Raw genomic sequence first — 13,415 nt, forward strand, 5'->3', positions numbered from 1 at the left:
GCGCTGGGGTATCAGTACTTTCCGAAGGCGAGCGCGACGTTGTGCCCACCGAATCCGAACGAATTGTTGATCGCGTATTTGAAATCGCCCTGGCGCGGCTCCCCGGCGACCACGTCCAGATCGATCTCCGGATCGAGGTTGCGCAGGTTGCGCGTCGGCGGGATGATGCCGTCCCGCAACGCCAGGACCGTCAGGATGGACTCGACGGCACCGACCGCGCCGACCGAATGGCCGAGCGCAGACTTGGGTGCATAGACCGCCGGCTTGTGGCCACCCATCGCGTTGTTGATCGCCTTACCCTCGGCCACGTCGCCGACGCTGGTGCCGGTGGCATGCGCGTTGACATGGTCGATGTCCTTGGGCTGCAGACCCGCCAGCTGAATGGCGCGGGTCATGGCGTGACCGGCCTGCTCACCGTTGGGATCCGGCGCCACGATGTGGTAGCCGTCCGAGGTGATGCCTGCACCCATCAGCCGGGCGTAGATGTGCGCACCGCGGGCCTTGGCGTGCTCCTCGGTCTCGATGACCAGCAGCGCGCCGCCTTCGCCGAACACGAAGCCGTTGCGGTCCCGGTCGAACGGACGGCACGCGCCCGCCGGATCGTCGTTGGTGGTCGACAGCACGATGCGCATCTGGGCGAACCCGGCGATCGGCACTGCCTCGATCTTCGTCTCGACACCACCGCAGATCGCGATGTCGGCCTCGCCGAGCACGATGTTGCGCCACGCCTGGGCGATGCCCTCAGAACCGGATGCACAGGCCGAAACCGGGGTGATGACCCCGGCCCGGGCCTTGCGTTCCAGACCGACCGCCGCGGCGGCCGCATTGGGCATGTACATCTGAACAGCGAGCGGCGACACGGCCTTGAGGCCCTTCGCCCGCATGCCGTCGTAGCTGAAGACCAGCTCCTCGGTGGAACCCATGCCGGTGCCGATCGACACCATCAAGCGCTTGGGATCCACCTCGGGGTCGCCGGCGTCCTTCCAGACCCGGCGGCTCAGCACGGTCGACATGCGCTGCAGATAAGACAGCCGTCGGAGCTCGACACGCGTCAGCTCGTGGTCGAACTCCTCAAGAAGGTGCCCCCCGATCCGAACCGGCAGATCGTACTGCTCGACGAATGGATCCTCGAGCTTGCGAATGCCACTCTGCCCGTCCAGCAACTTCTTCCACGTGCTGTCCGCGTCGGTAGCCAGGGCGGTCGTCATGGCGATGCCGGTGACGACCACGTCGGGAAAGCCGTTCCCGGTGGATAATCCCGTCAGACCTGCCATTACTGCTCCGATGCTTCCTCTCTGGATAGCGTTTCCCTCAGTACCGACCAAACGCTAGTGCGACATTGTGCCCACCGAACCCGAACGAGTTGTTGATGGCGTACTGGTATTCGCCATAACGAGGCTCGCCCGCAACAACATCGAGATCGATCTCGGGATCGGGGGTTTCGTAGTTCAGCGTCGGTGGGATGACACCGTCGCGCAGCGACAGCACCGTGAGCACCGACTCGAGTGCACCGACCGCACCGATGGAGTGGCCGAGCGCGGACTTCGGGGCGTACACCGCGGCATGTTCCACACCGGCGACGCGGATGGCGTTCGCCTCGGCGGTGTCACCGATCGGAGTTGCCGTGGCGTGGGCGTTGACGTGGGCGATGTCCTTGGGATCGAGTCCCGCGGTCTCCATTGCCCGCTTCATCGCCTGGCCGGCCCGCAAACCATCGGCAGCCGGAGCCACCATGTGGAACGCGTCCGAGGTGATGCCCGCACCCATGAGCCGGGCCAGCGGCTTGGCGCCACGAGCCTTGGCGTGCTCCTCGGTTTCGATGATCATCAACGCGCCGGCCTCGCCGAACACGAACCCGTCGCGGTCCTTGTCGAACGGCCGCGATGCGCCTGCCGGATCGTCGTTGCGGGTGCTCATCGCGCGCATCATCGAGAACGCCGCGATGGGCAGCGCCTCGATACCGCCTTCGACGCCGCCGCAGACGGCAAAGTCGGCGTCACCCATGACGATCTGGCGCCATGCGTGGGCGATGGCCTCCGAACCCGACGAGCAGGCCGACACCGGCGTGATGACCCCGGCGCGGGCGCCGAGCTCAAGACCGGCAACCGCGGCGGCACCGTTGGGCATGATCATCTGAACAGCCAGCGGCGACACCTTGCGGGGGCCGCCTTCGTTCATCGCGTCGTAGGTCTCGACGATCTTCTCGCCACCACCGAGACCGGTGCCGATCACGACAGCGAAGCGATCGGGGTCGACCTCAGGAGTGCCGGCGTTCTCCCAGAGCTGCTTGCTGAGGAACTTCGACATGCGCTGGACGTAGGACATGCGGCGCATGTCCAACCGGGTCATGTGATCGTCGATCGAATCCACGAGGTGCCCGCCGATGCGAACCGGCAGGTCCCACTTGGTGACGAACTCGTCCTCGAGGACGCGGATACCGCTCTCGCCTGCCAGCAGACCCTTCCACGTGCTCTCGATGTCCGGCGCGAGCGCGGTCGTCGCCGTGACGGCGGTTACCACAACATTGGGGTAACCGCCGTTGGCAGTGGAAGGCCTGGTCACTGGTCTGCCGCGAACTTCTCACGCAGGGCAGCAGCGGCCTCGGGGTTCTCTTCCTCGAGCTTCTGGATGTAGGCAACCACGTCGCCCACGGTGCGCAGCCCGGCCAGATCCTCGTCGGGGATCTTCACGCCGTACTTGTCCTCGGTCTGAACCGCGATCTCAACCATCGACAGCGAGTCGATGTCCAGGTCGTCGACGAAGCTCTTCTCGGGGGTCACCTCGGACGGCTCGATGCCGGTGACCTCTTCGATGATCTCGGCGAGACCGGCGATGATTTCTTCCTGACTGGCGGGCACGATGGCTCCTTCTTGTTGTTGAGACGCACTCCGGATGCGGAGAGCGCTATTCCTGACGTTCTTCGGTTGTGCGTATGTGGTTGTCGGCGGCCTAGAGCTCGTCCAGGCCATCCAGGTCTGCGGGGGACTTGACCGCACGCGTCGGGGTGCCCTTCAGCTCGCGCTTGGCGATTCCGACCAGCGTGCCCGCCGGCGGGAACTCGACGATTCCCGTGACGGCACGGTCGCGCAGCGTCGCAGTGCACAGATCCCAACGCACGGGTTTGGTCAGCTGGGCCACGAGCTTCTCCATGGCATCAGCCGCCGATGAGACCGGCTGCCCGTCGGCATTCGACAGGAGTGTCGCCGTCGGCTCGGCCGTCGTTACAGACTGGGCTGCCGCGGCGTAACCGTCAAGAGCGGAGGCCATGTAGTGGGTGTGGAACGCGCCCGCGGTGGCCAACTGTCGAACCCTCGCCTTGGCCGGCGGATCCTCGGCCAGCTTCTCGAGGGCCGCGATCGCGCCCGCGGCGACGATCTGGCCGGCGGCGTTGCGGTTCGCGGGCACCAGGTCGAGGCGGGCCAGCGCTTCAAGTACGGAGGCCTCGTCACCGCCGAGGACCGCCGACATGCCGGTCGGCTCGATCGCGCAGGCCTTGGCCATCTCGGCACCGCGGGTGGCGGCCAGCTTGACCGCGTCGTCGGCGGAGATGACGCCGGCGATCGCGTATGCGGCGATCTCACCGACGGAGTGGCCGGCGGCGACGACGTCTGCCTGGTTCACCAGGCCGCGGCGGGTCAGTTCTTCGTGGGCCAGCAGCGTCGCCGCGACCACGAGAGGTTGCGTGACCGCGGTGTCGGTGATCTCCTCGGCCGTGGCGGTGGTGCCGAGGCGCGTCAGGTCAAGGCCGCTGATCTGCGACCACGTCGCGAGACGGTCAGCGGCACCGGCAAGCTCCAGCCACGGGGCGAGCATGCCGGGTGTCTGTGAGCCCTGTCCGGGCGCAAGCAATGCGAGCATCGGTCCTTGAGGCACTCATTAAGAGAACACTGTGAAGATGGTTTTGCGCGGTGTAAGAGATTATGAACCTTGTCTTATGTTTTTGTAGGTTGTCCACAAAAGTGCATGTGATGCGACATGGCCGATACCGCAGCGCGACCTGTGACCTGCCTGGCAGTGGCGCTAGCGCGGGCGCAGGCTTCCGCCGGCGGCGGGACGAATCGCCGGTACTGCGTTCAATGCGCTGTTTGACGTGCTCGACTGGTATGCGTGTTTGCTCAGGCGGCCAACGGTGGCGGCCACGCGCAGCACATAGGCGTCGCGCGGCATTGCGGGATCACGTCCGGTGAAGTCGGCGATTCGTTTCAGCCGGTACCGCACGGTGTTTGGATGAACGAACAATTTGCGTGCGCAAGCTTCGATGGCGCCGCCGGAGTCCAGATAGGCGTCGAGAGTCTCGGTCAACGCCGGTCCCGCATCGGCCAGCGGCCGCATGACCTCGGCCTCCAGCGCGGCGATCGCGGTCGCGTCGCCCATGAGCGCCCGTTCCGGTAAGAGCTCGCGGGCCGACACCGGCCGGGGTGCCCCCGTCCATCCGGCCACCGCGTTCATGCCGGAGATGGCCTCGGTGGCGCTGCGGTGCGCAGACGTCAGCGTCGGCGTCGTCGGACCGATGACCACGGGGCCGTCGGCGAAAACCGTCAACAATTCGGCCAGGAACCGGTCGGTTGCCGAGAGCGGGCCGGACACGATCGCCACGAGCCACGTGCCGTGCACGTCCGACAGTGCGGCCCGGTCGTTGCGCTGCACCACGTCGTGCACGTCGTCACGCACAAGGTCGATGCGGTCCGGGCGGGGCAGCCCCACGATCACCGTCGCGGGCGCGGTGGCATCCCAGTTCAGGGCGGCCGCCTGTGACTGCAGCTCGGTACCCGTGTCGCCGCGGACCACCGCGTCGACGATGTTGGCCTCCATGCGGATGTCCCACGCGCCGCGGGCCTCGGCCTGATCGGCGTAGGCGCTCGCGGCCGCGAACGCCAGATCGCGGCTGTAGCGCAGAATTCCGGCCGTCAGCGCCGTGAGCTGCTCCTCGGAGCGGGCCAGCAGTGGCACGACCTCCTCGAAGAACTCCATGGTCGTGCGCACCATCTCGACCGACTGCCGCAGCGCGACCCGCCGCCGCAGGTCTTGGGGTACCACCTCGAAGGCCTGCGCGGTGTAGCTGACGTCGCTCTGCGGATCGCGCATCCACTCGACGAAGTTCACCACCGCCGTCTGCACGACCAGCTGCACGCTCGCGCGCTGAGACGCATCGAGATCGGCGAAGAACGGCAACCGGTCCTGCATGGCGTGCACCGCCTCGGTGGCGAGCCGGCCGGAGTACTGCTTGAGCCGGCGCAACACCGAGTCGGGCACATTTTCCAGAACCTCGACGGTGGACTTCGGCGGAACGAACCGATTGTCGGTCATCCCTAAAAGCTACGCCTTGTTTCTGGTGGATTCCTCCAATAGCTAGGCGCTGCCGGTGTCGACGAATGACACCTCGGCGGCTGCCACATCGTCGATCCGGTACTGCTTGGCCGCCGCGACCGCCACGGACGGGTCGATCTCGCCGTCGCGAGCCAGGCCTTCGAGCACCGCCACCACCACCGACTCGGCGTCGGTGTTGAAATACCGACGCGCGGCGGGCCGGGTGTCGGAGAAGCCGAAGCCGTCGGTGCCGAGCGTGATGTAGGTGCCGGGCACCCACGGCCGGATCTGCTCCGGGACCGCCCGCATCCAGTCCGACACCGCGACCACCGGGCCGGCTGCGTCGGCCAGGGCGCTGGTCACGTGCGGCGTCGGGGCGGGCTCGTCGGGATGACGCAGCCGGTGCTTCTCGATCTCGACGCCCTGGCGGTTGAGCTCACCCCAGCTCGTCACCGACCACACGTCGGCCGCGACGTCCCAGTGCTCGGCCAGCAGGTCGGCGGCCCGCAGCGCTTCGGGCATCGACACACCCGACGCCAGGATCTGCGCGACGTTCGTGCGCTTCTCGCCGGCCTTGCGGTAGCGGTACATGCCGCGCAGCAGGGCCTCGACGTCGAGACCTTCGGGTTGGGCGGGCTGGACGTAGGGCTCGTTGTAGATGGTGAGGTAGAAGAAGATGTTCTCCGGGTGCTCGCCGTACATGCGGTTCAAGCCGCTTTCGATGATGTAGGCGATCTCGTAGGCGAAGGCCGGGTCATAGGTCACCGCAGCCGGGTTGGTCGACGCCAGCAGCAGCGAATGCCCGTCGGCGTGCTGCAGACCCTCGCCGGTCAGCGTGGTGCGACCGGCGGTGGCACCGAGGACGAAGCCCTTGGCCATCTGGTCGGCCGCGGCCCACAGCCCGTCGCCGGTGCGCTGGAACCCGAACATCGAGTAGAAGATGTAGATCGGGATCATCGGCTCGTTGTGGGTCGAGTACGACGTGCCGACCGCGGTGAACGACGCGGTCGACCCCGCCTCGTTGATGCCCTCGTGCAGGATCTGGCCGACTTCGCTCTCCTTGTAGGCGAGCATGAGCTCGGAGTCCACCGCGGTGTAGAGCTGGCCGTTGCGGTTGTAGATCTTGAGGCTCGGGAACCACGAGTCCATACCGAACGTGCGCGCCTCGTCGGGGATGATCGGCACCAGCCGCGGCCCGATGTTCTTGTCCCGCAACAGTTCTTTGAACGTACGCACCGTGGCCATGGTGGTCGCGACCGCCTGCGTGCCAGAACCCTTCTTCAACGCCTTGTAGGTGTCGGTGCCGGGTAGCGGCAACGGCGTGGACTTCGTGCGCCGCGACGGCAGGAACCCGCCGAGGGCCCGGCGGCGCTCCAGCAGGTAGCGGATCTCGGGTGCCTCCGGCCCCGGGTGGTAGTACGGCGGCAGGTAGGGATCTTCCTCGAGCTGCGCATCGGAGACCGGAACGCGGGTGACGTCGCGGAAGTCCTTGAGATCTTGCAGGGCAAGCTTTTTCATCTGGTGGGTGGCGTTGCGGCCCTCGAAGTGATGGCCCAGCGTGTAGCCCTTGATGGTCTTGGCCAGGATCACCGTGGGCTGGCCCTTGTGCTCCATGGCGGCCCGGTAGGCGGCATACACCTTGCGGTAGTCGTGGCCGCCGCGCTTGAGGTTCCAGATCTCCTGGTCGGTCATCGGCTCCACGAGCGCCTTGGTGCGCGGATCACGGCCGAAGAAGTGATCGCGGACGTAGGCGCCGTCGTTGGCCTTGTAGGTCTGGTAGTCGCCGTCCGGCGTCGAGTTCATCAGGTTCACCAGGGCGCCGTCGCGGTCGGCGTGCAGCAGCGCGTCCCACTCGCGGCCCCAGACCACCTTGATGACGTTCCAGCCCGCGCCGCGGAAGAACGACTCCAGCTCCTGGATGATCTTGCCGTTGCCGCGCACCGGACCGTCGAGACGCTGCAGGTTGCAGTTCACCACGAAGGTCAGGTTGTCGAGGCCCTCGAGCGCGGCCATGTGGGCAAGGCCGCGGCTTTCCGGCTCGTCCATCTCGCCGTCGCCGAGGAATGCCCAGACGTGCTGATCCGAGGTGTCCTTGAGACCGCGGTCATGCAGGTAGTGGTTGAACCGGGCCTGGTAGATGGCGTTCATCGGGCCAAGCCCCATCGACACCGTCGGGAATTCCCAGAAGTCCGGCATCAACCGCGGGTGCGGGTAGGAGGGCAGGCCGCCGCCGGGATGGCTGTGTTCCTGGCGGAAACCATCCAGTTGGTCGGCCGTCAACCGGCCTTCGAGGAACGCGCGGGCATAGATGCCGGGGGAGGCGTGGCCCTGGATGAACACCTGGTCCCCGCCGCCCGGGTGGGATTTGCCGCGGAAGAAGTGGTTGAAGCCGACCTCGTAGAGCGCGGCTGACGATGCGTAGGTCGAAATGTGGCCGCCCACACCGACTCCCGGGCGCTGTGCGCGGTGAACCATGATCGCGGCGTTCCACCGGATCCACGCGCGGTAGCGTCGCTCGACGTCCTCGTCGCCGGGGAACCAGGGCTCGAGTTCAGTCGGAATCGTGTTGACGTAGTCGGTAGACGTCAGCGCCGGGATGGACACCCGCTGCTCACCGGCACGCTCCAGCAGTCGCAACATCAGATACCGCGCCCGCGCCGGGCCTGAGCGCTCGAGCAATTCGTCGAACGATTCGAGCCACTCGGTGGTTTCGTCGGTGTCGATGTCGGGCAGGTATGAGGCGACACCCTCGCGGATCACCCGGACCCGGTCGGGTTCTGCTGCGGTGCTGGAGTTTTGGGCCAGATCCTGGCGCACGAACTCGGTGGTCAACTTCCGCTCCTTGTTAGGCGGTTACAACTGATGTGTGCTTGTGGCACCCTCTATCGTCCACCTATCGTGCCGCATCTGCTTCGCTGGGGGTGGAGAGTGGAATGAAGCGGTCGGAACGGTGAAGAACCGGTAACGTCTGCAGATCGTGCCGATGGGTTGGCAGTTTGGGGCGGGGTCCAGAGCGGGGCTGAAGCTTGCCGCGTCCGCGCTCGGTGGCGTCGCGGTCACCGCGATGGTGGTCGTCGGATGCACGTCCGTCACGGACGGAACCGCGCAGGTCGACTCCGAGGCCGCACCCGATTACCGGGCTTCGGTTTCTGCCTCGGTCGAGGCGTCGGAGTCAAGTTCGGCGGTTCGTGAGTCGGAGCGCCAGGCGTCGCTGACGACGAAGGCCGTGCACACCGTATGCGAGGACCTGAGCACGTCATCGGTCGACGCGGTCGACGCAGTGAATGTCTATATCGAAGCCGTCAACAACAACGCTCCCGATGTGCAGGCGAAAGCCGGGCCCGCGGTCGACGCGCTCAATCGCAGCGCTGATCTGGTGAGTTCGGGCATCTCCGAGGCGCTGTCACCCGACCTGAGCGGTGCATTGACGGAATGGGTGGACGCCGTGCGGGCGGTTGCTGCCGCCATTTCCGGCAATGCCGGACCGGACGTGTTCAACGCCGCGTCGGAGCGGTCCAACACCGCACGGACGACCGCACTGGACCGATGCGATGCCGCGTATTGACGGCGCAGGGACAAACCTGACCGCCGAAGACACGCACTTGCACACCGGCGTGCGACGATAAGGCCCACATGCACATATGAGCTGAGCAACGACAAGGCTTTGGAAAAGGCTTGAAAGGCGAAGGAGGACCGACGGTGGTCGCGGCGGGGAAGGACTCTGACCCGAACTACGCCCAAATATTGGGCATCGAGAACGATCAGGTTGTCCAGGAGTTGGGCTGGGACGAGGATACCGACGACGACATCCGGGCCGACATCGAAGACGCGTGCGGCTCGGAGCTGCTCGACGAAGATGCGGACGAAGTTGTCGACGTCGTGTTGCTCTGGTGGCGCGACGGCGACGGCGATCTGGTCGACCGGTTGATGGACGCCATCACCCCACTCGCCGAGGACGGCGTGATCTGGGTGGTGACTCCGAAGACCGGCAAGCCCGGGCACGTCCAGCCTGCCGAGATCGCCGAGTCGGCCCCGACGGCCGGGCTGATGCAGACGTCGCAGGCCAAACTGGGCGACTGGACGGCCAGCCGGCTGGTGCAGCCGAAGTCGAAGGCCGCCGGGAAACGGCAGTGATGAGCGCTTGCGCGAAGAACCGACGGCCGTAGTGCTGGCCATCGGCAGTTCTGCGCCCGACTTCACGCTGCGGGACCAGAACGGCAGGCCCGTAACCCTCAGCGGGTACCGGGGCACCAAGGATGTGCTGCTGGTGTTCTTCCCGCTGGCGTTCACCGGGGTGTGCGAGGGTGAACTCGGCGAGATCCGCGACAACCTGCCGAACTACGAGAACGACGACTCGGCGGTCGTCGCGATCTCGGTCGGCCCGCCGCCGACCCACCGGATCTGGTCCATCGAAAGCGGATTCACGTTCCCGGTCCTGTCGGACTTCTGGCCACACGGCGCGGTCACGCAGGCATACGGCGTGTTCAACGACGATGCCGGGTATCCCAACCGCGGCACGTTCGTGGTCGACCGGGCCGGGACCATCCGGTTTGCCGAGATGATGGAACCCGGCCAGGTTCGCGATCAGAAGGTGTGGACGCAGGCACTCGCGGCACTGCGGAGCTGATCGGATTTCCGGTCAGGCTGCACGGCCGTGTACCGTGCCTGCGACGGGGCGCGTAGCTCAGTGGTAGAGCTCTGGTTTTACACACCAGCGGTCGGCGGTTCGATACCGTCCGCGCCCACTCAGTTCCTTCAGTAGGCGCGTCAGTTCAGGCCAGGCCGGCGAGCGCCTTCTTCGCGGCTTCGAGTTCGGCTTCGAGCGCGGCGACCTTGGCGGCCTGCTGGGCGCGTGCCTCCTCGATGACCGCGTCGATCGGGGTGGAGAGATCCTCGTGCAGCTCCTTGGCCGCGCGGGAAACCGCCGCGGCCGCGACCGCGAGATTGCGGGCGAGGTAGGTCGTGCCCTGTTTGAGCTCGGCGGTCCATTCGCCGTCGGCGGTTCCGGTGACCGTGAGTGTCAACTCGAGGGTCTTGGTCCGCTTGCCCGCGGCCTTCTTGGCCGGTGCCTTCTTCGCCGTCTCCTCGGCGGGCGCAGGCGTATCGGAAGTGCCTGAGCCGAGGCCTGAGTCGATGTGCAAAACTTCTGCCGGGGTGTCTAGAGTCGTCGTCACGGTGAGCTCCTTTGAAGTTCGGCCGCAGTGGGCGGGCGGTGAACTTCATTAGAACACACGTTCGACACTTCTCTCATGCGGCGTCGTGGAACACCAGTGCGAGTGTCGTGCGCTCGCCCGACCGGATCACCGAAACGCCGTGACGCACCGGCGCCGCCGACCAGCCCCGCGCAGAACGCACCGGACGGTCCCTGGTGGTGAAAACGTAGCCGTGCCCGTGGGGCAATTGCGTTGCGGTGCCCCGGGACTGGGCTCGCGGCCGTTGCTCGAGCAACAGGAACTCGCCGCCGGTGTAGTGCTCGCCCGGTTTGTTGAGGTTGATGACGACCTGCAGCGGGAACACGAGATCGCCGTACAGGTCGCGGTGCAACGCATTCCAGTCGTGTGCGGCATAGCGCAGCAGGATCGCCGTCGGCTTGGTTTGCCCTGCGCGGTGGCACATCTGCAGCCACTCATCGAGCGTGTCGGGCCACGGTGGCCGCCGGCCGAGCCTGGTCCACCACTCCCGTGCGATCGGCAGCAGCCGGGGGTAGAGCGCCTGCTTGAGCTGCTCGATGGGCTCCGGGTAAGGCAGGTCGAAGTAGCGGTACTCGCCTTCGCCGAAGCGGTGGCGGCCCATGTCGACCGTGCTGCGGAAACGATGGTCGTCGCCGTACATCGCCTGCAGGCGTTGCGTTTCGGCGTCGGTCAACAACCGCGGCAACAGTGCCCCGCCCAATTCGTCGACCTCGGCGGTGATCGCATCCCAATCGCCGGAATCGACCCGTTTCTGCCATCGATCGGTCATGCCGCCCGCTCCAAATCCAGCAGGGTGGTCTTGGCGCCCAGCCCGCCGATGTAGCCGCCGAGGCTGCCGTCGGAGCGCAGCACGCGGTGGCACGGCACCACGACGGGCAGTGGATTGGTCGCGCACGCCGTCCCGACCGCACGAACGGCGTTGGGATTCCCCACGGTCTGCGCGACGGTCTTGTAGGACTCGGTGCGGCCGTAGGGGATATGAGCCAGCTGGCGTTGCACGAGCTGACGGAACCCGCTCGACAGCGAGTAGTCCAACGGCAGGTCGAAGTTCCTGCGCCGGCCCGCGAAGTACTCGTCGATCTCACGTGCCGCGGCGTCAAGGCGTTTCGGGGCGCGCAGGATTCGCGGGCTGAGCTTGGCCGCCAGCACGTCGAGCACCGAGTCGTGGTTCTCGGAGTCGTAGGCGACTCGCACGAGGCCGATCTCGGTGGCGGCAAGCAACAGCGGACCGACGGGCGTGTCGATCGTGGTGTAGGCGACATCGAGCAATCCGTGCGCGGCCGCGTCGTCTTCGAGCCGGCCGTGCAGACGTGCCAGGGTGTCGTTCATGGGTGCTCTCCTTCCGTGAGCGCATCCGGGTATTTCGTTCGTAGTGTCGCGATTCCGTCGGAAGCGGCCTTGCGCGCCGCTGCTGTCGAGCCGCCGAGGATCTCGGCGATCTCGGCGTAGGGCAGACCCACCAGATAGTGGTAGGCGACGGCCTGACGTTGTTTCGGCGGAAGCGCTTTCACGGCCTCGGTGAGCTCGTCGTCGGCCTCGCCGGGCACTCCGATCGGCGATGGCCGGTCCGGAAGCTCACTGACCGTGACCGGCGCCCGCTGCCGTCGCCGGATGATGTCGACGGACTTGCGGTGCGCGATCGTCACGAGCCACGCTTCGACGTTGGCGTCGTCGGCCAGGTCCGGATAGGCCCGTAACGCCGCCAAAAAGGTGTCCGACCAGGCATCCTCGGCGTCGACCCGGCCGAGGACAAAGGTGCACACCCGCAATACGGTCGCGCCGTGGCGGCTGACGATGCTCTCGAATGGCGCCTTCACGGGTATCGGCAATCCATCGGCGGCTCCTTGCTTGTCGCGAATACTCTCACCCGGTAGACGCGGACGGGCCCGGGAATGTGAGCTCAGACGAGAAGTTCGGTTGCCCCGCGGGTGTGCTCGCGGACCGGTGCGATCGTCGGCAGCGACCAGATGCTCGGTGCTCGTTGGAGCATGAGGCTGCGGCTACGCGTCTCGGTGTCTCCCGAGCACGACGGATTGTCTTGCGAAAAGCCCATATTGACGAACCCGGTCAGGTCAGGCCGGATGAAGTACTTCGTGGTGAACGGCCCGGTGTGGAATTCTTCGGGTGTGCCAACGCGGCAGGCCATGCCAGGGTTGGTGCGCTCACCGACCCACGCACCCCGATTTGCGTCCGCGGTGGGACTCCAGGACAGATCGAGTTGCCAGCCCGCGTCCGAGGAATGCGACAGTACGTGCAGGCACTCCGGTCCGCACTCGGTGAGCGTCCAGTCATACGGATCCCACGCGTGGTCGGCCGCGCTCTCTGTGACGCTGTAGAGGCCAGGCACCGGGACCGGCGGTGCCGGCACCTCTGCCGCGGGACCGGATGCCTTGATGCCGCCGAGCGCAAATCCGATCGCCATTGAGCCGGTCACCGCGACGATGACGTTTTTCACGGTTGTTCCTCCGCGTCGGATCCTAGCGGCGGAACCGGCGCCGAGTGCGGGCACAGCCGGAAATCAACTCGCCGCGAAGAACTCCAGTGCGATGCCGTCCGGATCCCGGAAGCTCAACCCTGAACCGTACGGGGCGTCGACGATTCCGCCGTGGGCGATGCCGAGTTCGTCGAGCCGGTTCACCCACTTCTCCAGATCGGCCCGCGAGGAACAGCCGAACCCGACGTGGTCGAGGCCGACCCGGAACTCGCTGAACTGTTCGTCGGTCGCCGGGGTGTCGTGCTGGTGGATGCCGAACAGGGTGCCGCCGTCGAGCAGCCACACCAGATGGTGGAATCCGGCATCGGTGCGTTCGTCGAGCACCGGTTCGGTGCCGATAAGTGCGCGATACCACGGTCCGCTGACCGACAGGTCGCGGACAGTGACCGCGACGTGGTTGAGGGTGGGAAATGCCATATCTA

Annotated in this window: 15 protein-coding genes and 1 tRNA gene; 4 read left to right on the top strand and 12 right to left on the bottom strand. The window is 66.4% G+C overall.

Annotated features, from left to right (window positions below; translation table 11 throughout):
* Positions 1–11: 11 nt before the first annotated feature.
* The 6 genes from kasB to aceE all read right to left on the bottom strand — a co-directional run bounded on the left by kasB (position 12) and on the right by aceE (position 8,139).
* Positions 12–1,274, bottom strand: a complete 1,263-nt coding sequence (gene kasB / locus ACRCUN_RS32265) for a 3-oxoacyl-ACP synthase KasB (RefSeq protein WP_067855241.1) — start codon at positions 1,272–1,274, stop codon at positions 12–14.
* Positions 1,275–1,311: 37 nt separating this feature from the next.
* Positions 1,312–2,562, bottom strand: a complete 1,251-nt coding sequence (gene kasA / locus ACRCUN_RS32270; RefSeq protein WP_462145678.1) for a 3-oxoacyl-ACP synthase KasA — start codon at positions 2,560–2,562, stop codon at positions 1,312–1,314.
* On the bottom strand, positions 2,559–2,858 hold the full coding sequence (acpM, locus tag ACRCUN_RS32275) for a meromycolate extension acyl carrier protein AcpM (RefSeq protein ID WP_036443195.1): 300 nt from the start codon (positions 2,856–2,858) through the stop codon (positions 2,559–2,561). The genes kasA and acpM overlap by 4 nt, the downstream gene beginning before the upstream one ends.
* A gap of 91 nt (positions 2,859–2,949) precedes the next feature.
* A complete protein-coding gene (locus tag ACRCUN_RS32280) occupies positions 2,950–3,858 on the bottom strand; it encodes an ACP S-malonyltransferase (protein ID WP_462145679.1) in 909 nt (302 codons plus the stop codon).
* Positions 3,859–4,020: 162 nt separating this feature from the next.
* Positions 4,021–5,307 carry a PucR family transcriptional regulator gene (locus ACRCUN_RS32285; RefSeq protein ID WP_462145680.1) on the bottom strand — a complete coding sequence of 429 codons (1,287 nt, stop codon included), beginning with the start codon at positions 5,305–5,307 and terminating at the stop codon, positions 4,021–4,023.
* Positions 5,308–5,349: 42 nt separating this feature from the next.
* Positions 5,350–8,139 (bottom strand): pyruvate dehydrogenase (acetyl-transferring), homodimeric type, encoded by a 2,790-nt coding sequence (aceE, locus tag ACRCUN_RS32290; RefSeq protein ID WP_462145681.1) that lies wholly within the window; start codon positions 8,137–8,139, stop codon positions 5,350–5,352.
* 151 nt (positions 8,140–8,290) lie between these two features.
* Here aceE and ACRCUN_RS32295 point away from each other — a divergent pair, with 151 nt between their 5' ends.
* The 4 genes from ACRCUN_RS32295 to ACRCUN_RS32310 all read left to right on the top strand — a co-directional run bounded on the left by ACRCUN_RS32295 (position 8,291) and on the right by ACRCUN_RS32310 (position 10,052).
* Complete coding sequence (locus ACRCUN_RS32295) at positions 8,291–8,872, top strand: Rv2240c family protein (RefSeq protein ID WP_462145682.1); 582 nt, start codon at positions 8,291–8,293, stop codon at positions 8,870–8,872.
* Positions 8,873–9,006: 134 nt separating this feature from the next.
* The gene (locus ACRCUN_RS32300) at positions 9,007–9,441 is read left to right on the top strand and encodes a DUF3052 domain-containing protein (RefSeq protein ID WP_462145683.1); all 435 of its coding nucleotides are present in this window, start codon (positions 9,007–9,009) and stop codon (positions 9,439–9,441) included.
* Between the two features lie 31 nt (positions 9,442–9,472).
* Entirely contained in the window at positions 9,473–9,934 is a 462-nt protein-coding gene (locus ACRCUN_RS32305; protein WP_462145713.1) for a peroxiredoxin, read from the top strand.
* Positions 9,935–9,980: 46 nt separating this feature from the next.
* Positions 9,981–10,052 (top strand) — tRNA-Val (locus ACRCUN_RS32310).
* A gap of 27 nt (positions 10,053–10,079) precedes the next feature.
* Here ACRCUN_RS32310 and ACRCUN_RS32315 read toward each other — a convergent pair.
* From ACRCUN_RS32315 to ACRCUN_RS32340, 6 genes are all read right to left on the bottom strand, one after another.
* Complete coding sequence (locus tag ACRCUN_RS32315; protein WP_462145714.1) at positions 10,080–10,442, bottom strand: DUF6319 family protein; 363 nt, start codon at positions 10,440–10,442, stop codon at positions 10,080–10,082.
* Between the two features lie 112 nt (positions 10,443–10,554).
* Positions 10,555–11,268 carry a 2OG-Fe(II) oxygenase gene (locus ACRCUN_RS32320; RefSeq protein ID WP_462145684.1) on the bottom strand — a complete coding sequence of 238 codons (714 nt, stop codon included), beginning with the start codon at positions 11,266–11,268 and terminating at the stop codon, positions 10,555–10,557.
* Complete coding sequence (locus ACRCUN_RS32325) at positions 11,265–11,828, bottom strand: methylated-DNA--[protein]-cysteine S-methyltransferase (RefSeq protein ID WP_462145685.1); 564 nt, start codon at positions 11,826–11,828, stop codon at positions 11,265–11,267. Before ACRCUN_RS32325 ends, ACRCUN_RS32320 begins: the two co-directional genes overlap by 4 nt.
* Positions 11,825–12,316 carry an RNA polymerase sigma factor gene (locus ACRCUN_RS32330; protein ID WP_462145686.1) on the bottom strand — a complete coding sequence of 164 codons (492 nt, stop codon included), beginning with the start codon at positions 12,314–12,316 and terminating at the stop codon, positions 11,825–11,827. Before ACRCUN_RS32330 ends, ACRCUN_RS32325 begins: the two co-directional genes overlap by 4 nt.
* A gap of 83 nt (positions 12,317–12,399) precedes the next feature.
* Positions 12,400–12,954, bottom strand: coding sequence for a hypothetical protein (locus ACRCUN_RS32335; protein ID WP_462145687.1), 555 nt, complete (start codon positions 12,952–12,954; stop codon positions 12,400–12,402).
* 63 nt (positions 12,955–13,017) lie between these two features.
* A complete protein-coding gene (locus ACRCUN_RS32340) occupies positions 13,018–13,410 on the bottom strand; it encodes a VOC family protein (RefSeq protein WP_462145688.1) in 393 nt (130 codons plus the stop codon).
* Positions 13,411–13,415: the final 5 nt, after the last annotated feature.

Source organism: Mycobacterium venezuelense, assembly GCF_054919535.1.

Bases quoted from the DNA above. Each gene is read 5' to 3' on its own strand.
- ACRCUN_RS32320 (WP_462145684.1), bottom strand. From the start codon at position 11,268: ATGACCGATCGATGGCAGAAACGGGTCGATTCCGGCGATTGGGATGCG.
- ACRCUN_RS32280 (WP_462145679.1), bottom strand. From the start codon at position 3,858: ATGCTCGCATTGCTTGCGCCCGGACAGGGCTCACAGACACCCGGCATG.
- ACRCUN_RS32340 (WP_462145688.1), bottom strand. From the start codon at position 13,410: ATGGCATTTCCCACCCTCAACCACGTCGCGGTCACTGTCCGCGACCTG.
- kasB (WP_067855241.1), bottom strand. From the start codon at position 1,274: ATGGCAGGTCTGACGGGATTATCCACCGGGAACGGCTTTCCCGACGTG.
- ACRCUN_RS32325 (WP_462145685.1), bottom strand. From the start codon at position 11,828: ATGAACGACACCCTGGCACGTCTGCACGGCCGGCTCGAAGACGACGCG.
- ACRCUN_RS32285 (WP_462145680.1), bottom strand. From the start codon at position 5,307: ATGACCGACAATCGGTTCGTTCCGCCGAAGTCCACCGTCGAGGTTCTG.
- ACRCUN_RS32295 (WP_462145682.1), top strand. From the start codon at position 8,291: ATGGGTTGGCAGTTTGGGGCGGGGTCCAGAGCGGGGCTGAAGCTTGCC.